18 protein-coding genes are annotated in these 22823 nt (G+C 67.4%); 6 read left to right on the top strand and 12 right to left on the bottom strand.

Going from position 1 to position 22823, the window contains the following annotated elements; translation table 11 throughout:
- Nucleotides 1-15: 15 nt before the first annotated feature.
- The 6 genes from ACFFDA_RS29380 to ACFFDA_RS29355 form a co-directional block, all read right to left on the bottom strand.
- A complete protein-coding gene (locus tag ACFFDA_RS29380) occupies nt 16-501 on the bottom strand; it encodes a JAB domain-containing protein (RefSeq protein ID WP_404480770.1) in 486 nt (161 codons plus the stop codon).
- A 50-nt stretch (nt 502-551) separates the two neighbouring features.
- Nucleotides 552-1079 carry a hypothetical protein gene (locus tag ACFFDA_RS29375; RefSeq protein ID WP_404480769.1) on the bottom strand — a complete coding sequence of 176 codons (528 nt, stop codon included), beginning with the start codon at nt 1077-1079 and terminating at the stop codon, nt 552-554.
- Between the two features lie 39 nt (nt 1080-1118).
- Nucleotides 1119-1505, bottom strand: a complete 387-nt coding sequence (locus ACFFDA_RS29370) for a hypothetical protein (protein WP_404480768.1) — start codon at nt 1503-1505, stop codon at nt 1119-1121.
- An 86-nt stretch (nt 1506-1591) separates the two neighbouring features.
- Nucleotides 1592-2149 carry a helix-turn-helix transcriptional regulator gene (locus tag ACFFDA_RS29365; RefSeq protein ID WP_404480767.1) on the bottom strand — a complete coding sequence of 186 codons (558 nt, stop codon included), beginning with the start codon at nt 2147-2149 and terminating at the stop codon, nt 1592-1594.
- A gap of 264 nt (nt 2150-2413) precedes the next feature.
- Nucleotides 2414-4216 carry a translation elongation factor 4 gene (lepA, locus tag ACFFDA_RS29360; RefSeq protein ID WP_404480766.1) on the bottom strand — a complete coding sequence of 601 codons (1803 nt, stop codon included), beginning with the start codon at nt 4214-4216 and terminating at the stop codon, nt 2414-2416.
- A 106-nt stretch (nt 4217-4322) separates the two neighbouring features.
- Nucleotides 4323-7001, bottom strand: coding sequence for an EAL domain-containing protein (locus ACFFDA_RS29355; RefSeq protein WP_404480765.1), 2679 nt, complete (start codon nt 6999-7001; stop codon nt 4323-4325).
- A gap of 200 nt (nt 7002-7201) precedes the next feature.
- On the opposite strand from ACFFDA_RS29355, the gene ACFFDA_RS29350 reads away from it, so the two are divergent.
- Nucleotides 7202-8509: an FAD-dependent oxidoreductase gene (locus ACFFDA_RS29350; RefSeq protein ID WP_404480764.1), complete on the top strand. Its 1308-nt coding sequence runs from the start codon at nt 7202-7204 to the stop codon at nt 8507-8509.
- Between the two features lie 338 nt (nt 8510-8847).
- Here the strand turns inward: ACFFDA_RS29350 and dnaN are convergent, their stop codons facing one another.
- From dnaN to ACFFDA_RS29325, 5 genes are all read right to left on the bottom strand, one after another.
- Nucleotides 8848-9966, bottom strand: a complete 1119-nt coding sequence (gene dnaN, locus ACFFDA_RS29345; protein WP_404480763.1) for a DNA polymerase III subunit beta — start codon at nt 9964-9966, stop codon at nt 8848-8850.
- Between the two features lie 227 nt (nt 9967-10193).
- The gene (gene fabG / locus ACFFDA_RS29340; protein WP_404480762.1) at nt 10194-10958 is read right to left on the bottom strand and encodes a 3-oxoacyl-ACP reductase FabG; all 765 of its coding nucleotides are present in this window, start codon (nt 10956-10958) and stop codon (nt 10194-10196) included.
- Nucleotides 10959-11066: 108 nt separating this feature from the next.
- Nucleotides 11067-12002 carry an ACP S-malonyltransferase gene (fabD, locus tag ACFFDA_RS29335; RefSeq protein ID WP_404480761.1) on the bottom strand — a complete coding sequence of 312 codons (936 nt, stop codon included), beginning with the start codon at nt 12000-12002 and terminating at the stop codon, nt 11067-11069.
- Nucleotides 12003-12122: 120 nt separating this feature from the next.
- Nucleotides 12123-12647 (bottom strand): VOC family protein, encoded by a 525-nt coding sequence (locus tag ACFFDA_RS29330; RefSeq protein WP_404480760.1) that lies wholly within the window; start codon nt 12645-12647, stop codon nt 12123-12125.
- A 73-nt stretch (nt 12648-12720) separates the two neighbouring features.
- Complete coding sequence (locus ACFFDA_RS29325) at nt 12721-13530, bottom strand: LD-carboxypeptidase (RefSeq protein ID WP_404480759.1); 810 nt, start codon at nt 13528-13530, stop codon at nt 12721-12723.
- Between the two features lie 85 nt (nt 13531-13615).
- Here ACFFDA_RS29325 and ACFFDA_RS29320 point away from each other — a divergent pair, with 85 nt between their 5' ends.
- Nucleotides 13616-15040: a glutamate ligase domain-containing protein gene (locus ACFFDA_RS29320; protein WP_404480758.1), complete on the top strand. Its 1425-nt coding sequence runs from the start codon at nt 13616-13618 to the stop codon at nt 15038-15040.
- A gap of 136 nt (nt 15041-15176) precedes the next feature.
- Here ACFFDA_RS29320 and ACFFDA_RS29315 read toward each other — a convergent pair whose 3' ends face one another.
- Nucleotides 15177-16121 carry a DUF808 domain-containing protein gene (locus tag ACFFDA_RS29315; RefSeq protein WP_404480757.1) on the bottom strand — a complete coding sequence of 315 codons (945 nt, stop codon included), beginning with the start codon at nt 16119-16121 and terminating at the stop codon, nt 15177-15179.
- 176 nt (nt 16122-16297) lie between these two features.
- Between ACFFDA_RS29315 and ACFFDA_RS29310 the strand changes: the two genes are divergently transcribed.
- The 4 genes from ACFFDA_RS29310 (at nt 16298) to ligD (ending at nt 22631) form a co-directional block, all read left to right on the top strand.
- Nucleotides 16298-17122, top strand: coding sequence for a flagellin (locus tag ACFFDA_RS29310; RefSeq protein WP_404480756.1), 825 nt, complete (start codon nt 16298-16300; stop codon nt 17120-17122).
- Nucleotides 17123-17360: 238 nt separating this feature from the next.
- The gene (locus ACFFDA_RS29305; protein ID WP_404480755.1) at nt 17361-18602 is read left to right on the top strand and encodes a putative DNA modification/repair radical SAM protein; all 1242 of its coding nucleotides are present in this window, start codon (nt 17361-17363) and stop codon (nt 18600-18602) included.
- Complete coding sequence (locus tag ACFFDA_RS29300; protein ID WP_404480753.1) at nt 18599-19987, top strand: UdgX family uracil-DNA binding protein; 1389 nt, start codon at nt 18599-18601, stop codon at nt 19985-19987. Before ACFFDA_RS29305 ends, ACFFDA_RS29300 begins: the two co-directional genes overlap by 4 nt.
- A 94-nt stretch (nt 19988-20081) precedes the next feature.
- Nucleotides 20082-22631 carry a DNA ligase D gene (gene ligD, locus ACFFDA_RS29295; RefSeq protein ID WP_404480752.1) on the top strand — a complete coding sequence of 850 codons (2550 nt, stop codon included), beginning with the start codon at nt 20082-20084 and terminating at the stop codon, nt 22629-22631.
- The last annotated feature ends 192 nt before the right edge of the window (nt 22632-22823 follow it).

Raw genomic sequence — 22823 nt, 5'->3', positions numbered from 1 at the left:
ATAGAGCACAACCACTCAGATCAGACCCATCGCATGCATGCTGACGACGCAGTTCCCGGCGACGATGCAGTGGTCGTCGAGACGTATCTCCAACGCCTCGACGATCGCCCGCAGGCGGCCCGTCGCGGCGATGTCGGCGTCGCTGGGATGTGGTTTGCCGGAAGGATGGTTGTGCGCCACGACCAGACGCCGCGCATCGAGATCGAAGGCCCGGCGCACGGTGCGACGCAAGGGAATGCGAATGGCGGTGCGCTGCCCGCCGGCATAGAGGTCCTCGGCGATGTAGATGCCCTCGCCGGTGAAGAAGAGGACCATCACGCACTCCTCCCGACGGCTGCCGAGGCGGGTTACGAGATAGCGGCGGAAGGCGGGCGCGGACGTTTCTATCGCCACGCCCTCCAGCACCTCACGCGAGGCGGCTTCGGCGAGACGACGGGCGCCGACGATCGCCGCGGCTATCTCGGTGCGGCATTCGCCGGCTTCGGCCAGCGCTTCGGCCAAGGCGGCCTCGGAAGCCGAATAGATCGTGCGCAGCGAGCCGAAGCGGCGGATCAGCCGACGGGCGATGTCCCCGCCGCGTGGGCCTGCGTAAGGGACGAGGAGCGCCGCCAGGACGGATAGCTGCCCAGCCTCCTGCGCCGCGACATGTGAAATGCGATGCCCGCAATCATCGCCACGAGCTGGATGTACGACGGTGTCACCGCCATCGTATCGTAGGCATTCCGGTTGATCTCCTCCAGCCCCAGTCGATAGGCGTGGCCGAACACCGAGATGATCTGGGCGCCGGCTATCCATAGCGGATAGACCCGGTTGGCATGGAGCGCGACGACGAACGTACAGGCCATGACGACGGCATCGATCGCGACGTGTCCGAGGTCGGCATGGCGCCAGACGATCGATCCTCCCACCACGGCGTGATGGAGCCTGTCCACCGCCGGCATGGCGAGGAGCACTCCCGAAAGGATGCGCTCCGGCGCCGCGCCACGCGCGAGGCAAAGACAAAAAAGCAACGCATATGCAGCGAATTGCGCCTCACCCTTCCAGGACCAGAAAAAGGCCGACCAGAACGCCTCAGGCATGATGCTGCCTCTGCCGTCCCGGCCGGGTGACTACAAGGCTCAAGCGCTCCGGCGCAGCGGTTCCACCTCGGCCCTCACAGCACCGAGCATTGCGGTCTCGAGCATCGCCTTCCCGAGCATGCCCTTCTGGCGATCCGGGCACGTGCCATCCTCGTCGCTGATCGCCTTCACTTCGCGGCCGATGCCACGCAGTTCCTCGTGGACGCGCAACATGTCGTTCTGGCTTTCGATCAGCGTGCGCTGAGCCTTGGCGAGGCGCATCAGCGCGGTCTGGCCGGCATAGACCTGCACGCCGTCCGCCTGGCGGGCAAGCAACATGGATTCCATCAGTCGCGCCGAAGCCAGCAACGCCGAATCGAGCGAAAGCTCGGCTTCGGGCAGCTGGCGCGAGATACGGGCGGTGGCAGCGGCAATCGTCATCGACATACAAGTCCCCCTTATGCGCAACCGGCTCGTGCGGTGCGCCGTCAGCATCAGGTTCAGGAGGTCGGGACGAAGCCATGGCGAACCTGTCAGATCAGATCGCTCAGTGCGCGGACCACACCAAGACCGACCATCGCCACCAGGAGGATACCCCCGGCGATGGCGATCATGGCAGCGGTCCGGCTCAGCCCGGCATTCGCCCCATCGAGCACCTCCGGAACGATCTTCTCGAACGTTTCGCGCTGCCAGGGGGCCGTGACGGTATATGTCACGGCGTCTGCCAGGGCGAGCTGTTCGGCTCGTTCGTCCCGGCCTCTGACTGCCGTGTCGAGGTCCGATTCCGGAACCTGAGGAATCTTAGCTGGTACTGGATTACAGGCTGCTTCCAGGTCCTGCAGGTACTGCCGATAGGCCCGCGCCAGTTCCGCGCGCGGGGGCGAACCAGCGCGCGTGCGAACCCCTTCGATGCGCTGGTTGACTGCGCTTTCGGAGATGCCCAGCTCCCAGGCGATCTCCTTGCTCGTGCGGTTTTCCGCAACGAATCGAAGCACTTCATGCTGCTTGGGGGTGAGTTGCGGGAAGATGTGCAGGATCGTCGGGCCCTGCCCGCGAATCGCATCCTGCCTCTGCTGACTGTTCTCGGCCATATCCGTCAGAGACCCACCCCGCCTCTGCCTCACTTTTAGCCCCAGTTGCCCCGATCGCGCAACGATTAGGATTGTTAGCCAACAATTTACCGGCAGCTCGTTATGCGACCACAGATCCCTCGCGAGCCTTTAGTTCCCGAGAGGACGTCAGTTTCGACGATAGGCCCGCGATTCGTCAATCGCGGGTTGTGCCGCAGCGCAAAATGGTGGTCAGGCACCACCGATCCTACAATCGGGCGGCTGCCCTGGCCGGATATCCCGGCCCTATTCCTCGCCCATGCGCAGCGCGGCAATGAAGGCTTCCTGCGGAATCTGGACGTTGCCATATTCGCGCATGCGCTTCTTGCCTTCCTTCTGCTTGTCGAGAAGCTTCTTCTTGCGGCTGATGTCGCCGCCGTAGCACTTGGCCGTGACGTCCTTGCGCATCGCGCTGATCGTCTCGCGCGCGATCACCTTGGCGCCGATCGCAGCCTGGATCGGCACCTTGAACATGTGGCGCGGGATCAACTCCTTGAGCCGCTCCACCAGCGCACGCCCGCGCGGTTCGGCCTGGTTGCGGTGGACGATCATGGACAGCGCATCGACCGGCTCGTTGTTGACGAGGATGTTCATCATCACGAGGTCGCCCTCCTGAAGCCCGATCTGCTCGTAGTCGAAGCTGGCGTAGCCACGGCTGATCGACTTCAAACGATCGTAGAAGTCGAACACCACTTCGTTGAGCGGCAGTTCGTACGTCACCTGGGCGCGTCCGCCGACGTAAGTCAGGTCCTTCTGGATGCCGCGACGGTCCTGGCACAGCTTGAGGATCGAGCCGAGGTATTCGTCCGGCGTATAGATCACCGCCTTGATCCACGGCTCCTCCATGAAGTCGATCTTCACCGGATCGGGCATGTCGGCCGGGTTGTGCAGTTCCTTGACGGTGCCGTCGGTCATCGACAGGCGGTACACCACCGAAGGCGCAGTGGTGATGAGGTCGAGGTCGTACTCGCGGCTCAGGCGCTCCTGGATGATCTCCAGATGCAACAGGCCGAGGAACCCGCAGCGGAAGCCGAAGCCCAGCGCCGCACTCGATTCCATTTCGAAACTAAACGACGCGTCGTTGAGGCGCAGCTTGCCGATCGATTCGCGCAGCTTCTCGAAGTCGTTGGCATCGACCGGGAACAGGCCGCAGAACACCACCGGCTGGACCTCCTTGTAGCCGGGCAAGGCCTGCGTGGCGCCACCCTTCACGGTGGTGATGGTGTCGCCGACCTTGGCCTGCTCGACTTCCTTGATCTGCGCGGTGATGAAGCCGATCTCTCCCGGGCCCAGTTCGGGAAGGTCGATGCGCTTGGGCGTGAAGCAGCCGACGCGGTCGATCAGGTGCTCGGTGGCGCCCTGCATGAACTTGACGTTCACGCCCTTCTTGATGACCCCGTCGATCACGCGGACCAGAATGACGACGCCGAGGTAAGGATCGTACCACGAATCGACCAGCATCGCCTTCAGCGGCTTGTCGCGCTCGCCCTTGGGCGGCGGGATCTTGGTGACGATCGCCTCGAGCACTTCGGCGATGCCGATGCCCGACTTGGCGCTGGCGAGCACGGCGCCGCTGGCGTCGATGCCGATGACTTCCTCGATCTCGGCGCGGACCTTCTCGGGTTCTGCGGCGGGAAGGTCGATCTTGTTGATGACCGGCACGATTTCGTGGTCGTGCTCGATCGACTGGTAGACGTTGGCGAGCGTCTGCGCTTCCACGCCCTGCGCCGCGTCGACCACCAGCAGCGCGCCTTCGCAGGCTGCGAGGCTGCGGCTGACTTCATAGGCAAAGTCGACGTGCCCCGGCGTATCCATCAGGTTCAGCTCATAGGTGAGCCCGTCCTTGGCCGTGTAGCTCAGGCGCACGGTCTGCGCCTTGATGGTGATGCCGCGCTCCTTCTCGATGTCCATGTTGTCGAGGACCTGGGCGCTCATTTCGCGCTCGGACAGGCCCCCGGTCGTCTGGATCAGACGGTCGGCGAGCGTCGACTTGCCATGGTCGATGTGGGCGATGATGCTGAAATTACGGATCTGCGCGAGTTCGGTCATGAAAGCGCCGTTAGCAGTGCTTTGCGCCCCTGTCAGCCTGCCGTGTCGAAGTGCGTCGAGAACCTTGCCGCTTATGCCGGATCACACGCCCAGCAGCGGGCCGCGCCTACCCGACCCGGCGCAGTTCGGGCTGGTCGGCCCGGTCGCGCCGCTGCCGCGTCGGCGTGAACAGCACGGCTCCGGTCCCGTCGAGTTCCAGCGCCTGCGCGAATTCCACGCCCATGCGGTCCTCCTTGCTCCAGCGCGCGGTCGCCATCATCAGGTAGTCGTCGGCGAGATGGACGCCGAAGACGGTACCGGGCGGCACGTTCCACAATCCCTCGATCATCGCGCCGGACTGGGAAATGTTGCGGATCGTACCGTAATACACGTGCGATCCGTGCTCGAGCATGACCTTGCGCAGCATCGTCTGGCGCGGTGCACGGGCCGAGCGCGGCCCTTCCGCCACCGCCACCAGGCTTTCCGACAGCTTGGCCGTCGCCGCCTCGACCGTGATCGGGCGGGCGTAGATGTAGCCCTGCACATGGCTGCATCCCAGCATCCGAACAAGGTCCAGTTCGTCGAGCGTCTCGACCCCTTCCGCGGTGGTCTCCATGCCCAGCGCCTCGGCGAGGCTGACGATCGAGGAGATGATCGCCCCGTTGCGGCTGCCCGGCACGGTTGCACCCCGTACGAAGCTCTGGTCGATCTTGATCTTGTCGAACGGCGCCTTCTTCAGATAGCCGAGCGAGGAATAGCCCGTCCCGAAGTCGTCCAGCGCCAGCCGCACGCCGATGCCCTTGAGCGCGGCGAACATCGATTCGGTCGACTTGTCCTCGCCCAGGAACACGCTTTCGGTGATCTCCAGTTCGAGCCGCGAGGCACTGACCCCGGCTGTGGCGATGGCCTGGGTGACGATCGCGGGAAGTGCCGGATTGGCGAACTGCAGCGGCGAGACATTGACCGCCACGCGCACTTCCTCGGGCCAGCGGGCAAGGTCGCGGCAGGCAGTGCGCAGGGCCCACTCGCCGATCTGTGCGACAAGGCCGGTCTCCTCGGCCACCGGCACGAACTTGGCGGGCGAGAGATAGCCGTGGACCGGGTGTTTCCAGCGCAGCAGGGCCTCGAAGCCGGTGATCCGCTCGCTCGTGGTGCGCACTTGCGGCTGGTAGTGCAGTTCGAGCGAGCCGTTGGCGATCGCGTCGCGCAGGTCCTCTTCCAGTTGCTGGCGCTCGCGCGCGTCCGAATGGAGGTCCTCGTCGTAGAAGTGGTGTCGCCCGCGCCCGTTGCCCTTGGCGGCGTAGAGCGCCAGGTCGGCATTGCGGATCAGGGCTTCGGAGGTCGTGCCGTCGTCGGGGCACAGGGCGATGCCGACCGAGGCGCCGATCGTCACCCGGGCACCGTCGATCGAGTAGGGCTGCGACAGGTTCTCGATGATGCGGCGGGCGAGGTGCGCCAGGCCCTCGCGTTGCTGGGCGCCGTGCAGGATGACCTGGAACTCGTCGCCCCCGAGGCGTCCGACACGGCCGCGATCGCCCACGGTGCCGCCCAGGCGCTCAGCCACCTGCTTGAGCAGGGCGTCGCCGGCCGGATGGCCCATGGTGTCGTTGACCTGCTTGAAACGGTCGAGGTCGAGCAGGAACACCGCGCAGGCGCGCGTTTCCACGCGCGGGCTGGTGAGAATCTTCTCCAGCCACTCGGCCATCTGGAAGCGATTGGCGAGCTTGGTCAGCGAATCGAAGCGTGCCAGTTGGGTGACGTGCTGCTGCGATCGGCGCTTTTCCGTTAGGTCTGTGCCCGAGCCGCGGAAGCCCATGAAATTGTTGAACTGGTCGAGGACGGGGCGGCCCGAGATCGACCACCAGCGCTCGTCCTCGCCGTTGCCGGTGCCTGCCCGCACGTCGAGATCCTGGAACGAGGAGCGGGTGTTGAGGTGGAACACCAGCGTGCGCTCGCTCTGCTGGCCTTGCGCTTCGAGCATGAACAGGCTGGTGAACGGGCGTCCCTCCAACTCTCCCGTGCTCTTGCCAAGAAGCGCCGCGATCCGCTCGGAGACATAGGTGATCCGGCCCATGCGGTCGGTTTCCCAGAACCAGCCCTGCCCGGTCTGCTCGTATTCGTGGAGCAGTTGCTCGGCCCGGCGCTGCTCGCGCTCGCGTTCGGAGTGGGCCTGCGCCTGCGAAGCCGCGTTGCGCGCCTGGCTGATCGCCAGCAGCAGGCCGATCGCCCCGCCGAGCGCCAGCAAGGCGAAGGATGCCGCCGATCCGCCGACGATCGATCCGCCGCCCCACAGCCCGACCGTCGCCGCAATGATCGAGGTCAGCCGGCTCTCCAGCAGGGCCGTCGCCGTGAGCACGACGATGACGTAGACGTTGACCGTCACGTCCCAGTGGAGACCGGGCTGGAGGTTCGTCCAGCGCGCGGTGCCGAAGCCGAACAGGGCCATCGGCAGCAGCACCGCCACCGCCATCAGCGGATAGCGTTTCCAGCCGTCGTGGAGGATGCGCCGCTCCAGTTTGGCATGGAGCGGGGCCGGCAGGCACAGCGCCGCGGCGGCGACCATGCACAAGGCCGAGGCGATGTCGGGCACCGACCCGGAAATCCCGGCCATGACCAGCGCGCAGCCCAGCAGGGTCGGGGCCATCAGCAGCCAGCAGCGCGAGGTGAAGTAATGCAGCACGTCGTTCGCATCGGGCCGCGCCCGAAGCCGCGCGAACCCGCCGAACGCGGTCGACGCCGTGGAGGGCGCTCGTGATTCGGCGCTTGCCTCGGGCGTGGCCCTGCTATCGGCGCGCGCGGGCACCATCAGTCGTTTCGCGCGAAGTCCCTTTGTCGGCATCCGCGCACCATGCCCGCCGGCCCATTTCGAAACGGTTAAATGTACACGACCGGACCTCCCGTTCCTTCCGCTGGACGAGCGTAACCATTTCGCTTGCCCACGCGTTACTGCCATGCTTGCTTGACGCAAACGGCCGGCCCAAGCCGGCACCAACGGGAGAAAAGTCCGTGCGCCACATCGCCATCGTCGGATCGGGCCCAGCCGGATATTACACCGCCGAAGCGGCATTGAAGCAGTGGGGCGACAACGTGCGGGTCGACATATTCGACGCCCTGCCCGTCCCCTTCGGCCTGATCCGTTCCGGAGTCGCGCCCGACCACCAGTCGATCAAGGGCGTATCGCGCCGCTACGAGGCGACGGCGAAAAGCGGCAACGTGCGATTCGTCGGCAACGTCATGCTCGGCCGCGACCTTTCCGTGGCCGAAATGCAGGACCTCTACGATGCGGTGATCCTGGCCACCGGCGCCCCGCACGACCGCAAGCTGGGCCTGCCCGGCGAGGATCTCGCCAACGTCTTCGGCTCGGCCGCCTTCGTCGGCTGGTACAACGGCCACCCGCAGTTCGCCGACCTCGCCCCGGCACTCTCGCACGACACCGCCGTCGTCGTCGGCAACGGCAACGTCGCGCTCGACGTGGCGCGCATCCTCGCCAAGTCCGAGGAGGAGTTCGCCGCCTCGGACATCGTCGCCCACGCCCTCGCGGCGCTGCGCGGCTCCGCGGTGCGGCGGATCGTGATCCTGGGCCGGCGCGGGCCGCACCAGGTCGCCATGACCCCCAAGGAACTGGGCGAGCTGGCCAAGCTCTCGCGCGCCCATCCCGAAGTCGATCCCGTCGACCTGCCCGATCCGGCGCTGGATGCCCGTCTCGACACCGGCCTGCGCAAGTCCGTCGCCCTGCTGCGCACTTTCGCCAGCGGCCGCGCCGCGCCGGGCACCGACGCGATCACCGTGGAGTTCGACTTCTTCGCCGCGCCCCGCGCGATCCTGGGCGATTCGCGGGTCGAGGCCGTCGAGGTCGAGCGCACCCGGCTCCAGGACGGCAAGGCGGTCGGCACCGGCGAGACCTATCGCATCCCCGCCGGGCTGGTGATCGCCTGTATCGGCTACCAGACCTCGCCGATCCCCGACGTCCCGTTCGACGAGCAGGGCGGACGCTTCGCCAACGTCGAGGGCCGCATCGCGCCGGGCCTCTACTGCGTTGGCTGGGCCCGCCGCGGCCCCACCGGCACCATCGGCACCAACCGCCCCGACGGTTTCGCGATCATCGAGAAGATCGCCGCCGACCTCCCCGACGGCTCCGGCAAGCCCGGCCGCCCCGGCTTCGACGCCCTCGCCGAGCAGCGCGGCATCGAGGTGGTCCGCTTCACCGACTGGCAGAAGATCGACGAGGCCGAAGTGGCCGCCGCCCGCAGCGGCGCACCGCGCGAGAAATTCGTCGCGGTGGAGCAGATGATCGAAGCCTCGCACCGGGGGTGACCGGCAGCCATCCCGTCGCAAGGCGACAGGAGGTTTACACGGTTTACACTGTCCAGGGGCAAGGCATCACGGTGGCCGCCGGGCGTCACCTCGGGCCTTGTGTTGGGGAACGGGATCTGGGCGGGCCGGTGCATGCCCGCAACGTACCGAGCGGCGTCGATGTAGGAAAACCGATTGTCCCGGTCCTGCCTGTCGCGCAACGCGATCGGGAGAGGGACGGCATGCGGATGCCGGAGGGGTAAGAAGACCGCTCCATCGAGTGAGTCGCCACCACCCCGCGACGAAAAAGGCCGGAGCAATCGCCCCGGCCTTTTCCTTGAAACCAAACCTCGGAGTCGTCAGACCCGCATCGGCATCAGCACGTAGAGCGCGGGGCTCTTCTCGTCCTGGCGGATCAGCGTCGGCGCCGCGGCATCGGCAAGGTGGAGCTCCACCGTGTCGCCTTCGATCTGGCCCAGGATGTCCTTGAGATAATTGGCGTTGAAGCCGATCTCGAAGCCTTCCGAGTTGTAGTCCGCCGGAACTTCCTCGGCCGCGGTGCCGTTGTCCGGCGAGGTGACCGAGAGGGTCACGCGGTCTTGGTCGAGCGCCATCTTCACCGCGCGGGTCTTCTCGGTGGCGATGGTGGCCACGCGGTCGACGCCCTGGAAGAAGCTCTTGGGATCGACCTTGAGCAGCTTGTCGTTGCCGGTCGGGATGACGCGGGTATAGTCGGGGAACGTGCCGTCGATCAGCTTGCTGGTCAGCACCACGCCGTTCTCGCCGCCCAGCGTGAAGCGGATCTTGCTGGCGGAAAGATCGACCAGCACGTTGGTGTCGAGCGCTTCTTCCAGCAGCTTGCGCAGCTCGCCCACGCATTTGCGCGGCACGATCACGTCGGGCATCCCCTGCGCGCCGTCGGGACGGGCGATGGTGAAGCGCGCCAGGCGGTGGCCGTCGGTGGCGGCGGCCTTCAGTTCCTCGTCGGTGACGTGGAAGAAGATGCCGTTGAGGTAGTAGCGCGTTTCCTCGGTCGAAATCGCGAAGCGGGTGCGGTCGATCAACTGCGCCAGCGTTGCCGCCGGAATTTCGAAGCTGGTCGGCAGTTCGCCCTCGGCGATCATCGGGAAGTCGTCGCGCGGGAGCGTGGGCAACTGGAAGCGGCTGCGCCCGGCCTTGACGATCAGGCGGTTGTCGGCCGCATCCAGGCTCACCTGGCTGCCTTCGGGCAGCTTGCGCGCGATGTCGTACAACAGGTGCGCCGAAACCGTGATCGCGCCTGCCGCCTCGACCGTGACGGCGCCGAGCGACTCGACGACCTGCAAGTCCAGGTCCGTCGCCATGATCCGCAGAGAACCGCCGGCAGAAGCCTCGATCAGGACGTTGGAGAGAATCGGAATGGTATTGCGGCGCTCGACGATGGACTGCACATGCGACAGGCAGCGCAGGAGCGTGGAACGTTCGATGGTGGCCTTCATGACAGCCTCAGGTCCCCCTTGGTCGGGCTTGGGTTCGCAAGAACCCTAAAATCGGACGACTATCTCTAACGGCAGCCCGTCCGGCGGCAAGCAGGATATGCCCGGAAAACCGCGAATCTGGGGATAAATCGGGGGTTTGCGAGCATGGCCCGCGTCATCCCGGGTCGAGCCCGCGATGATGGCCCGCGTCATCCCGGGTCAAGCCCGCGATGACGCGCGGTTCAACCTTACACCATCACCATGCCGCCATTGACGTGGATCGTCTGGCCGGTGACGTAGCCGGCTTCCCTGCTGGCGAGGAACACGGCCGCCGACGCGATGTCCTCGCCCTCGCCCATGCGGCCCATCGGAATGCGGCCGTTCAGCGCCTCCTTCTGCGCATCGGGCAGCACTTCGGTCATCGCGGTGCGGATGAAGCCGGGCGCGATGCAGTTCACCGTGATGCCGCGGCTCGCCAGTTCCTGCGCGAGGCTTTTGGACATGGCGGTAATGCCGCCCTTGGCCGCGCAGTAGTTCATCTGGCCGGGGTTGCCTGTGGTGCCGACCACCGAGGTCACGTTGATGATGCGCCCGAAGCGCGCCTTCATCATCGGGCGCGTAACCGAGCGCATCAGGCGGAAGGTCGATTCGAGGTTCACGCGGATCACCGCGTCCCACTCCTCGTCCTTCATGCGCATCGCAAGGTTGTCGCGAGTGATGCCGGCGTTGTTGACGAGGATGTCGATCTTGCCCAGCGATTCGAGCGCGGCGGGAACCAGCTTCTCCACCTGCTCGGCGTCCGCAAGGTTGCAGGCGATGGCGACGTGGTCGACTTCCTGCAGGTGCTGCGGGCTGTGCTCGTCCAGTTCGTCGCGGAAGGCGCGCAGCTTGTCGGCGTTGGAGCCCGAGATCGCCAGGCGCGCACCCTGCGCGGCGAGCGCGCGGGCGACCGAAGAGCCGATCCCGCCGCTGGCACCGGTCACGAGGGCGGTCATTCCGTGAAGGTCGAACATGTGAAACTCCTCAATCGTCGTTCCGGCGCGGCCGGGGGACACTGGTCCGAAGCGCGGACCTAACTTCAAGCCGCCAAAGGTCCCGGGTCAAGCCCGGGACACGCCTGGTCACAGGCTCTTTGCGAGTTCCTCGATCTCCGCCATCGTCGAGGCCGCAGTCACGTCGACCTCGCCGGCCGAGCGCTTTATCATCGGGCCGACGACCTTGCCGCCCAGTTCGACGAAGCGCTCGACGCCGGCGGCGTGCATCGCGATCGCGCTCTCGCGCCAGCGGACGCGGCCGGTGACCTGCTCGACCAGCAGGCGCTGGACTTCGGCCGGGTCGCTGACGACAGCGGCGGTGACGTTGGCGAACAGGGCGACGCGCAAGCTGCCGGGGCGCGTCGCGTCGAGGGCTTGCGCCATGGCATCGGCGGCGGGCTGCATCAGCGGGCAGTGGAACGGCGCCGAGACGGGCAGCAGGATGCCGCGCTTGATGCCGTGGTCCTTGACGAGCGCGATGGCGCGCTCGATCGCCTCGCGGTGGCCCGAAAGGACGACCTGGCCGGGGTCATTGTCGTTGGCCACGGTGCAGACCTGGCCCTCGGCCGCCGCCTCGGCGAGCGCGGTGGCCTTCTCGATGTCGGCGCCGAGCAGCGCGGCCATGGCGCCGATGCCCACCGGCACCGCGGCCTGCATCGATTCGCCGCGCAGCTTGAGGAGGCGCGCGGTGTCGGCGAGGCTGAAGGCGCCCGCGGCGCACAGGGCGGTATATTCACCCAGCGAGTGGCCGGCGACGAAGTCGGCCTTGTCGGCGAGGCTGACGCCGCCTTCCTTCTCGAGCACGCGCAGGACCGCGATGGCATGGGCCATGATCGCCGGCTGGGCATTGGCGGTGAGGGTCAGCTCGTCCTCGGGACCCTGCGTCATGATCTTGAACAGGTGCTGGCCGAGCGCCTCGTCGACCTCCTGGAAGACCTCGCGCGCGACGGCGCTGGCCTCGGCGAGTTCGCCGCCCATGCCGACCTTCTGGCTGCCCTGTCCGGGGAATACGAATGCGCGCATCGTGCGACCGTCCTTGTTGCGCAGCGGGTGCCGCTTGCGAATCGAGTGTGGCGCGGCGGGTTATTGACCTTGGGCCCCAAGGGCAACCCCCCATGGCGCATCACCACGCCGCAAGAAGGCTCAGAAGGCGATGTCGATGGCGACCCCGCGCGCGAAGTCGCCGGCGCTCGCCCGCACCGTGTCATAGAACCCGGTGAGCGTCGCGGTGGGCTCGTACAGTTCGAGCATGTGGCCGTAAGTAGCCAGGGTATCGATGAAAACGTAGCGGAATCCATCGGTCATCGTGGCGTCCAGCGCCACCTGGTGGCCTTGCGCCGCGAAGGTCGCCACCGCCGCGTCGAGATCGTCCACGAACAATGCGACATGGTGCAGCCCCGCCCTCCCCGAACCTTCGGCATAGAGGTCGCGGAAGGCGGAAGGGCCCGCATTGTTCTGCTGGCAGAACTCGATCATCACCTCGCCCCACTGGCCGTAGGCACTGGAATGGTCGAGTTCGCGCTCGGTGCCGCGATGGAGCGCGCGCGTCAGCGGGATGTTGTCGGCGACGAAGTAGGGGCCCGAGCCGAAAGTGGCCGAATGAGCCCGGGCGGCGGCGCGCACGTCGGCCACGAAATAGGCGATCTGGCGGATCGGCAGCGGCGCCATGGCACTCTCCTGTCACGTCTTGGCCTGTTACGTCTTGGCCTGTTACGTCTTGGACGAGAGAGTGGCGCGGCATTCAGCCGAAGGGAACTATCCTATTGGCGGCATCGTGGCCGATGTCCGCTGCGCCGAGGAAGGCGATGGAGTGTCGCTCGCACCAGTGGCGGGCGATCTGCATGGCATCGGCGCCGAAGGGACGGTCGTTGTCCGGCACGTCGCTGACCCGGCCCAGGCGCAGGCCGGCGATGCCGCCCAGGTGCGCGGTGGCGTGGAAGAACAGGCGGTCGACGGCGTAGAGGTATTCCGACACTTCCTCGACCATCACCACATGCCCGGCCAGCCCCGGCATCAGCCGCGTGCCGCCCAGCATCGCGAGCGTCATGAGGTTGAAGGCCACGACCGGATGGCGCGTCCCCGCCAGCGAGGGTTCGAGGCCGTCCCGCGCACCCGTCAGGAATCCCAGCGCGCGGCGCACCGCGTCCTCGCCCCCGTCGCGGCGCACGTCGGCCAGCATCGGCCCGTGGACCGGCCTGCCGATCCGCGCCCGGTAGAGTCCGCCCAGCAGGTAGCCGCCGTCGGAATAGCCGAGGTAGGTCTTGTCCTGCGCCGCGTGGGTGAGGCCTGCCAGCACGTCTTCGGCGATCCGGCAGGCGCCGTAGCCGCCCCGCGCGAACCACACCGCGTCGATCGAGGGGTCGTTGGCGCATTCGAGGAAGGCCTGCCTGCGTGCCTCGTCCGAACCGGCGAAATGGCCCTCGACGGCGAAGCACTGCTCGTGGATCACCAGTTCGACGCCCGGGAACTCGACGGCGGCAAGCGTCGACACGCGGGCGGCATCCTCGCGGGTGATCGGAGTGGACGGGGCGCAGACGGCGATGCGGGTCATGGCGAAAGCCTTACCTTTCCCCGTCATCCCCGTGAAGTCGGGGATGACGGTTGTGTTTGCGCGCTGTGCGAAATATCCCCGGCGCATGACCGAAGCCGTGAAGCCAGAAGCCGCCCTCACCACCCATCCCTGGTTCTTCTGCGGCATCGGCGGCTCGGGCATGTTGCCGCTCGCGCTGATCCTCAAGGGCCACGGCGCCCGCATCGCAGGGTCCGACCGCAGCCGCGACCAGGGCCGAACGCCCGAGAAGTTCGCCTGGCTCGAAACGCTGGGCTTCGACCTTCACCCGCAGGATGGCAGCGGCATCACTTCGGCCGACCAGACCCTCGTCGCCTCGGCCGCGGTCGAGGATACCGTGCCCGAAGTCGTGCGCGCCGCGCAGTTGGGGTGCCCGCGCATGAGCCGGGCGGAACTGCTCGCCACGCTGTTCAACGCCGCACCTTTCGGCATCGCCATCGGCGGCACGTCGGGCAAGTCGACCGTCACCGGCATGACCGGGTGGATCATGACCCATGCAGGGCGCGATCCCACGATCATGAACGGCGCGGTGATGAAGAACTTCGCCGGACCCGACGCGCCGTTCGCCAGTGCCCGCGTCGGCCGAGGCGATGCGTTCGTCTCGGAAGTCGACGAAAGCGACGGCTCGATAGCGCTCTACCGGCCCAGCGTGGCCGTACTCGGCAACGTCAGCCTCGACCACAAGAGTCTCGAGGAACTGCGCGCCCTGTTCGGCGATTTCCTCGCCCGCGCCGACGTCGCCGCGATCAACCTCGACGATGCCGAGACCGCTGCGCTGGCCGCGCGCGCGCAGGCGCTGGTCACGTTCGGGATCACCGCGCCCGAAGCGCAGATCGGCGCCGCCGGTATCGTCGAGGGGCCGACCACGCTTTCCGCCACCGTGCTCGACCGGCGCGACGGCACCTCGCACGCGCTCGCGCTCAAGGTGCCGGGCCGGCACAACCTCTACAACGCGCTGGCCGCGATCGCCGCTGCCAATGCCGCCGGCGTGCCGATCGGCGAGGCCGTCGCCGCGCTCGCCTCGTTCGAGGGACTGGCCCGGCGGTTCGACATCGTCGGCACCTCGCCCGGCGGCGTGACGGTGATCGACGATTTCGGCCACAACCCGGACAAGGTCTCGGCGACGCTCGCCACGCTCAAGGCGCACCCCGGCCGCGTGATCGCGTTCTTCCAGCCGCACGGCTACGGCCCCTTGCGCCAGATGGGCGCGGAACTGGCCGAAGTCCTCGCCCGCAAGCTGGGGGCGGACGACGTGACCGTGCTGTGCGATCCGGTCTACTTCGGCGGCAGCGTCGACCGCAGCGAAGGCAGCGAACGCATCGTGCGCCTCATCGAAGCGCATGGCGGCCGGGCGCTGCACATTCCCTCGCGCGCGGATTGCGGGACCTGGATGGCTGAAAACGCCCGGGACGGCGACCGCATCGTGGTGATGGGCGCGCGCGACGATACGCTGACGGTGTTTGCGCGGGACCTGCTCGCCGCTTTGAATTGACCGCGATCCCGGACGTGCTCCCGGATCGCGGACGAGGCCACGCCCACCTCCAAGAGCCTGAGGGGCAATTCGCGGGAGAGGCGAATGTCAGGCCGGAAACGACAGTTTCCGACCGGACACCGGCGACCCCAAGCCTTCAGTGTCCCTTGCCGCGCGCCTTGCCGACCAGGTGGACCCCGACCGCAACCAAGGCGCCCAGCACCAGCCCGACGATCGCCGAGGCCACCGCATAGCCCAGCCAGCCCGCCACCGGACCGAGCGGCCCCGTCGCCTCGGCCAGCGCGTGCTCGATGCCGTGCGCCACGTGCGCAGGCTGCGGTACGCCCAGTTCCTCAAGCCCGTGCAGGATGATGCCGCCGCCCACCCACAGCATCGCCAGCGTGCCGACGCTGCCCAGCAGGGCCAGCACCACCGGCATCGCCTTGAGCAGGAACCGCCCGGTCGCCTGCGCGGCCGCGCTGGCCTTCTGGGCCAGATGCAGCCCGACGTCGTCCATCTTCACGATCAGCGCCACCGCGCCGTAGACCGCCACGGTGATCGCGATGCCCACCAGTGCCAGAGTGACCGCGCGGGCAAGCAGCGTCTCGTCTCCGACTTCGGCCAGGGCGATCGCCATGATCTCGGCCGAGAGGATCAGGTCGGTGCGCACCGCGCCCGAAACGCGGGTCTTCTCGAAGGCGACCGGGTCCTCGATCGGGTCCTCCAGCGTCTCGCCGTGCTTTTCGCCGCCCAGCTTCTCGATGACCTTTTCGGCGCCCTCGAAGGCGAGGTAGAGCCCCCCCAGCATCAGGATGGGCGTGATCGCCTGCGGCAGGAAGGCGCTGAGCAACAGCGCGATCGGCAGCAGGATCACCAGCTTGTTGAACAGCGAGCCCTTGGTGATCTTCCAGATCATCGGCAGTTCGCGATCCGGCGTGAAGCCGGTAACGTAGCCGGGCGTGACCGCCGCATCGTCGATCACCACGCCTGCGGCCTTGGTCCCGGCCTTGGCGACGCCCGCCCCGACGTCGTCGAGCGAGGCTGCGGCGGCGCGGGCGATGACCGATACGTCGTCGAGCAGGGCGACAAGGCCGGAGGGCATCTGGAATCCTTTTGTTTGCAGGTGCGAAGTAGACGCAGCCATGCGGGCGAATGGACCGACGATCAAGCGAAAGCATGGCCGGCTTAAATCATTCGCGCCCCCGCCGTTCTCTTTCCCATACGAAGAAGGCGCCAGCATCGGGGCCTTCATTGAGAAGGCTTTACCGGGGAAATATCATGTCAGTCATCAACACGAACATCAGCGCGATCCGCGCATCGAACGCATCGACGTCGGCGAACAAGATGCTGGGGACGGCGATGGAGCGCCTGTCGACCGGCAAGCGCATCAACTCGGCCAAGGACGACGCGGCGGGCCTGGCGATCTCGACCTCGATGACCTCGCAGATCAAGGGCATGAGCCAGGGCATCCGCAACGCCAACGACGGCATTTCGCTGGCGCAGACCGCGGAAGGCACGCTTTCGGAAGTGGGCAACATGCTGCAGCGGGTGCGCGAACTGGCGATCCAGTCGGCCTCGGGCACCTACCAGGCCTCGGACCGCGCCGCCATGCAGCAGGAAGTCTCGGCGCTGACCACGCAGATCGGCGACTCGTTCACCCAGGTCAAGTTCAACGGCAACACGCTGATCTCGACCACCTCGGGCACCGACCTGACCTTCGACATCCAGACCGGCTCGAACGCCGGCGAGAAGGTCACGCTGACCTCCAAGGCGATCGACGGCAGCAACCTGACCGCCTCCTCGCTCGACGTGACGACTTCGGCGCTGGCGACCACCACGCTCTCGAAGGTCGACGCCGCGCTCAAGGACGTCAACGCCACCCGCGCCTCGCTCGGCGCCGGCCAGAACCGCCTCGAATTGGCGATCAACAACCTGACCAACACCGTCACCAACCTGTCCGACGCCAAGAGCCGCATCGAGGACGCCGACTACTCCGCCGAGACCACCCAGATGGCCAAGGCCCAGATCCTCAGCCAGGCCTCCACCGCCATGCTGGCGCAGGCCAACCAGAGCCAGCAGAACGTCCTGTCGCTCCTGCGCTAAGCAATATCGATCAAGGCCTCCCGTCCCCCGGAGGGCCCCAGAGCGGGCGGCGCCCGGCGGTCAATCCCATGACCGCCGGGCGTTTCGATTCCCACCCGGCACGCGGCGGGGAACGACCCGCGGGGGTAGTGGAGTGGCCCCTCGTGATCGCGACACCTCGCGTCCTGCCGAGCGTGCCCCTCCCCCTGCCGGAAAGGAAGCCCTTGCCCTTTGGTGCGCAAGAACATAAATAGAACGAATGTCCCAACCCACCGTCATGGAACGGCTCGAGATTCTCGCCGATGCCGCCAAGTACGACGCGTCCTGCGCCTCGTCGGGTACAGCCAAGCGCGACAGTCGCGACGGCAAGGGGCTCGGCTCCACCGAAGGCATGGGCATCTGCCACGCCTATGCGCCCGACGGGCGGTGCATCTCGCTGCTCAAGCTGCTGCTGACCAACCACTGCATCTTCGACTGCCACTACTGCATCAACCGCAAGAGTTCGAACGTGCGGCGCGCACGCTTCACGCCGCAGGAGGTGGTGGACCTCACCCTGTCGTTCTACCGCCGCAACTACATCGAGGGGCTGTTCCTTTCCTCCGGCATCATCAAGTCGTCCAACCATACGATGGAACAGTTGATCGAAGTCGCCCGCATCCTGCGCGAGGAGCACCAGTTTCGCGGCTACATCCACCTCAAGACGATACCCGAGGCCGATCCCGAACTGCTCGCGCAGGCGGGGCTGTGGGCGGACCGCGTCTCGATCAATGTCGAACTGCCCACCGACGCCGGCCTTGCCCGCCTCGCGCCCGACAAGAACGGCGCGACCATCGAAGGGGCGATGGGCAACCTCTCCAGCGCGATCGACGAGGCCCGGGATTCGCGCAAGCGCTTCACCCGCGCCCCGCGCTTCGCGCCTGCCGGCCAGTCGACGCAGATGATCGTCGGGGCGGACGGCGCCAGCGACGCACAGATCGTCGGCAAGGCCAGCACGCTCTACGACCGATTCTCCCTGCGCCGGGTCTACTATTCCGCGTTCAGCCCGATTCCCGAGGCCAGCGCGGTGCTGCCCCTGAAGCGTCCGCCGCTGCTGCGCGAACACCGGCTCTACCAGTCCGACTGGCTGATGCGCTTCTACGGCTTCGCTCCGCACGAAGTGCAACAGGCGGCAGACGCGGACGGGATGCTGCCGCTCGACATCGATCCCAAACTGGCCTGGGCGCTCAAATTCCGCGAGGCTTTCCCGGTCGATCTCAACAAGGCCCCGCGCGAGGCGATGCTGCGGGTGCCGGGCCTGGGCACCAAGGCCATCGACGCCCTGATCGCAGCGCGCCGCTATCGCACGATCCGGCTGGAAGACGTGGCTCGCCTCACCACCTCGGTAAGGAAGCTGCGTCCGTTCGTCGTCACTGCCGACTGGCGCCCCACCCTGCTGACCGACCGCGCCGACTTGCGGGCCAGCCTCACGCCGCCGGCCCGGCAGATGGAACTGTTCGCATGATCGCGGTGGACTTGCACGAGCCCGACGATTTCGAGGCCTGGCGCAGCGAGGCGCGGCGGCTGATCGGCCTGGGCACCCCGCCCGATGCCGTCGCCTGGAGCGAGGCGGGCGGCACGAGCGACCTGTTCGCCGCGCCCTCCGCAGCGCCCGCTGGCCCGGCCCGCGAAGTGCGCGCCAGCCGCGCTTTCGTCGAACTGGCCCGAAGTGTCGTCCTGCACGCCGATCCGGCGCGGCTGGCGCTGCTCTACCGCGTGCTCTGGCGACTGCAGGACTGCCCCCGCCTGCTCGACGACGCTGCCGACCGCGACGTCGCCGCGCTGGAACGGCTGGCCCGGCAAGTGCGCCGCGACATCCACAAGATGCGCGCCTTCGTGCGCTTCCGCTCCGTCACCGACGACGACGGCGTCGAACGCTACATCGCCTGGTTCGAGCCCGAGCACCGGATCGAGCGCTACAACGCCGATTTCTTCGTCAACCGCTTCGCCAGCCAGCGCTGGTCGATCCTCACCCCGCGCCTGTCGCTGCACTGGGACGGCATGACCCTGCTCGAAGGCCTGCCCGCCTCGAAGGCCGATGCCCCCGACGAGGACGCCACCGAGGAACTCTGGCTCGGTTACTACCGTTCGATCTTCAACCCCGCGCGGCTCAAGGTGGGCATGATGCTCAAGGAAATGCCGCGCCGCTACTGGAAGAACCTGCCCGAAGCGCGCCAGATCCCCGATCTCATCGCCGGGGCCAGACAGCGGGAGACCGAGATGATCGCGATCGGCGCCAGCCTGTTCGAGGACGCAGCCCCCACCAGCCTGGAGGCCGTCGCCCAGGGCATCGCGCAATGCCGCCGCTGCGCCATCGGCTGCAACGGGACGCGCGCGGTCATGGGCGAAGGCCCCGCCCACGCCGCGCTGATGATCGTGGGCGAACAGCCCGGCGACACCGAGGAACGCGAGAACCGTCCGTTCGTCGGCCCCGCCGGCCAGTTGCTCGACCGCGCGCTGGGAGAGGCCGGCATCGATCGCCAGGCGGCCTACATCACCAATGCCGTCAAGCACTTCAAGTTCGCGCCGCGCGGCAAGCGCCGCCTGCATCAGACGCCGACGGCCGGCGAGATCGACATCTGCCGCTGGTGGCTCGACGGCGAGCGGGCGCTGGTCAAGCCCCGCGTGACCCTGGCACTGGGCGCCAGCAGCGCCCGCGGACTGCTCGGCCGCACTCCTTCGATCGGGCGCGAGCGCGGGCAGGCACTGGTCCAGCCGGACGGGACGACGGTATGGCTGACCGCCCACCCCAGCTATCTCCTGCGCCTCGATGGCGCCGCGCGCGAGCGCGAACATGCGCGGTTTGCCGAGGATCTTGCGGGTCTGTCGAAGCTATTGGCGAACGTCTGAGGTCGAACGGCTTACGGGAGCCACGGGGCGGGAACCACGGAGCGGGAACCACGGGACGCTTGCGCCGCTTCTTCGCACGAGAAGGAGACGTACCATGGCCGCGCGGGCGAAGAGCAAGGCTGCCGATTCAGGCAAGGTCGATCCCGGCGCGGACGTCCTGGCCGAATACAACCGCAAGCGCGACTTCGCCAGGACCGCCGAACCTTCGGGCAAGCGCGCCAGCAGCAAGGGGGGAAACAGCTTCGTCGTGCAGAAGCACGCGGCGCGGCGCCTGCACTGGGACTTCCGGCTGGAGGTCGACGGCGTGCTCAAGTCCTGGGCCGTCACCCGTGGCCCCAGCATCGATCCCGACGACAAGCGCCTCGCCGTGCGCACCGAAGACCATCCGCTCAGCTACGGCGGCTTCGAGGGCGGCATTCCCCAGGGGGAATACGGCGGCGGCACGGTGATGCTGTGGGATCGCGGGACCTGGGCGCCGATCGCGGGCAAGAGCGCGAAGGACATCGCCGACGGCCATCTTCACTTTACGCTCGAAGGCGAGCGGATGAAGGGCGAATGGCTCCTCGTGCGCATGAAGGGCCGCCCCGGCGAGAAGCGCGAAAACTGGCTGCTGCGCAAAGTGAACGACGCCCATGCCGGCAGCGGCGACACGCTGGTCGAACAAGCCCTCACCAGCGTCCTGACCGGCCGCACCATGGCCGAGATCGAGGCTGACAAGGCCGGCACCCATTCGCTCAAGGGCAAGAAGGGCGATGCCTTCACCCAAGTGATGCGACAGGCTTCCGCACGGAACGACAGGAAAGCCCGGCCGGTGCGCAAGACCGCCGGGCAGCCGCCGAAGTTCCGCGCGCCGCAACTGGCGACGCTGGTCGATACGGTCCCGACGGGCAACCTGTGGATGCACGAGATCAAGTTCGACGGCTACCGCGCACTCGTTGCCGCGGCGGGCGACAAGGTCCGGGTCTACACCCGCAGCGGCCTCGACTGGACCGACAAGTTCGCCCCCCTCGCCGCGCACGTCGCTGCGCTGGACTTGCCGCCTTCGCTCATCGACGGCGAGATCATCGTCCGCAATGCTGCCGGAAACCCCGACTTTTCCAGCCTCCAGTCGGTGCTCAAGCGCGGCCATGGCGCCCAGGGCAAGGACGACGCGCTCGAATTCCACGCCTTCGACCTGCTCCACATCGATGGCGAAGACCTGGCCGCCCTGCCCCAGGTCGAACGCAAGGAGCGGCTCGAGGCACTGCTGGTCGAGGCAAGGCCGCCCGTCTTCGTCGCCGACCACGTCATCGGCGCGGGCGAGAAACTCTACGCCGCGATGTGCGGGGCGGGGCAGGAAGGCATCATCGCCAAGCGCGTCGACGCACCCTACTCCGGACGCCGCAGCCGAAGCTGGGTCAAGGTGAAATGCACCCGGCGCCAGGAGTTCGTCATCGTCGGCTGGGCGAAGTCCAGCGCCAAGGGGCGGCCGTTCTCCTCGCTGCTGCTTGGGCAGTACGAAGGCGGGACGCTGGTCTATCGCGGCAAGGTGGGCACCGGGTTCGATGCCGACGGTCTTGCCGACATGGCGGCCCGGCTGGAGAAGCTGGCGCGCAAGACAGCGCCGCTGGAAGTCGACCGCATCGATGCGCGCGGGGCGAGCTGGGTCACGCCCAGGCTGGTCGCCGAGATCGCCTTTGCCGAACTGACCGCCGAGGGCCGCGTGCGCCACGGCAGCTTCCTCGGCCTGCGCGCGGACAAGGAGGCAAGCAGCGTGACTCCCGAAAAGGCGCAGGCCGCCCCGCAGGCACGGATCGACGTCAAGGTCTCCAACCGCGAGCGCGAGATTTTCGAAAGCGGCGAGACCAAGGGCGACCTTGCCGACTATTATGCCGCCGTCGCCCCGCTGATGCTGCCGGTCGCCGCCAACCGGCCGGTCAGCCTCGTGCGCTGCCCGCAGGGGCGCGCGAAGAAATGCTTCTTTCAGAAGCACGACAGCGGCTCGTTCGGGCCGCACGTCGGCCATGTGCCGATCCGCGAGAAGGACGGAGGCACGGAAGACTATCTGTACGTGACCGATGCCGAGGGGCTGGTCGCCTGCGTCCAGATGGGCACGATCGAGTTCCACGGCTGGGCCTCCAAAGCCGACGAGGTCGAGTTGCCGGACCGCATGATCTTCGACCTCGACCCCGACGAGGCGCTCGACTTCCAGGAATGCGTGCGCGCCGCCAAGGACATCCGCGCGCACTTGTCCGACATCGGCCTGGTCAGCTTCGCGATGCTTTCCGGCGGCAAGGGCGTGCACGTCGTGGTGCCGCTCAAGCGTGGTCACGACTGGGACACGCACAAGGACTTCGCCCGCCGCTTCGCCGAAGCGCTGAGCCTGGCCGAACCCGATCGCTACGTGGCGACGATGAGCAAGGCCAAGCGCAAGGGCCGCATCTTCATCGACTGGCTGCGCAACCAGCGCGGCGCCACCGCCGTCCTGCCTTATTCCGCCCGGGCCCGCGTCGGCGCGCCGGTCGCCGTGCCGATCGCCTGGGACGAACTCGATGCGATGACGGACGCGCACCCCTTCTCGATCGGCGATGCCGACGCGCTGGTCGAACGCGCACGGGACTTGCGCGGCTGGGGCTTTGCCGACCAGACGCTGCCGGAGTTCTGAGCTTCTGCTTCGAAAGCCGCCGAATGGCGACTTTCCGGCCCGGTTCCGACCCACACCCCGACCCCGCCTCCCATTCAGGATACACTGTCGTGAAAAGGTCGGGTGAGGGTGTGGTCCGGTTCGGGGCTTTCCGGCCGGCTTCACGCAGCTTGCGCGTTGGGCCCTTCCCCGCGCCGACGCGAACGTCTATCT

The sequence above is a fragment of the Novosphingobium sp. BL-52-GroH genome (assembly GCF_044813085.1).
In the GTDB taxonomy this organism is placed as follows: Bacteria; Pseudomonadota; Alphaproteobacteria; order Sphingomonadales; family Sphingomonadaceae; genus Novosphingobium.
Note: the sequence above shows the minus strand (reverse complement) of the source record. Positions and strands in the feature narration are given on the sequence as shown.

Coding starts and splice junctions, on each gene's coding strand:
- ACFFDA_RS29375 (WP_404480769.1), bottom strand. CDS start 1,079: ATGCCTGAGGCGTTCTGGTCGGCCTTTTTCTGGTCCTGGAAGGGTGAG.
- ACFFDA_RS29370 (WP_404480768.1), bottom strand. CDS start 1,505: ATGTCGATGACGATTGCCGCTGCCACCGCCCGTATCTCGCGCCAGCTG.
- ACFFDA_RS29365 (WP_404480767.1), bottom strand. CDS start 2,149: ATGGCCGAGAACAGTCAGCAGAGGCAGGATGCGATTCGCGGGCAGGGC.
- lepA (WP_404480766.1), bottom strand. CDS start 4,216: ATGACCGAACTCGCGCAGATCCGTAATTTCAGCATCATCGCCCACATC.
- ACFFDA_RS29355 (WP_404480765.1), bottom strand. CDS start 7,001: ATGGTGCCCGCGCGCGCCGATAGCAGGGCCACGCCCGAGGCAAGCGCC.
- dnaN (WP_404480763.1), bottom strand. CDS start 9,966: ATGAAGGCCACCATCGAACGTTCCACGCTCCTGCGCTGCCTGTCGCAT.
- fabG (WP_404480762.1), bottom strand. CDS start 10,958: ATGTTCGACCTTCACGGAATGACCGCCCTCGTGACCGGTGCCAGCGGC.
- fabD (WP_404480761.1), bottom strand. CDS start 12,002: ATGCGCGCATTCGTATTCCCCGGACAGGGCAGCCAGAAGGTCGGCATG.
- ACFFDA_RS29330 (WP_404480760.1), bottom strand. CDS start 12,647: ATGGCGCCGCTGCCGATCCGCCAGATCGCCTATTTCGTGGCCGACGTG.
- ACFFDA_RS29325 (WP_404480759.1), bottom strand. CDS start 13,530: ATGACCCGCATCGCCGTCTGCGCCCCGTCCACTCCGATCACCCGCGAG.
- ACFFDA_RS29320 (WP_404480758.1), top strand. CDS start 13,616: ATGACCGAAGCCGTGAAGCCAGAAGCCGCCCTCACCACCCATCCCTGG.
- ACFFDA_RS29315 (WP_404480757.1), bottom strand. CDS start 16,121: ATGCCCTCCGGCCTTGTCGCCCTGCTCGACGACGTATCGGTCATCGCC.
- ACFFDA_RS29310 (WP_404480756.1), top strand. CDS start 16,298: ATGTCAGTCATCAACACGAACATCAGCGCGATCCGCGCATCGAACGCA.
- ACFFDA_RS29305 (WP_404480755.1), top strand. CDS start 17,361: ATGTCCCAACCCACCGTCATGGAACGGCTCGAGATTCTCGCCGATGCC.
- ACFFDA_RS29300 (WP_404480753.1), top strand. CDS start 18,599: ATGATCGCGGTGGACTTGCACGAGCCCGACGATTTCGAGGCCTGGCGC.
- ligD (WP_404480752.1), top strand. CDS start 20,082: ATGGCCGCGCGGGCGAAGAGCAAGGCTGCCGATTCAGGCAAGGTCGAT.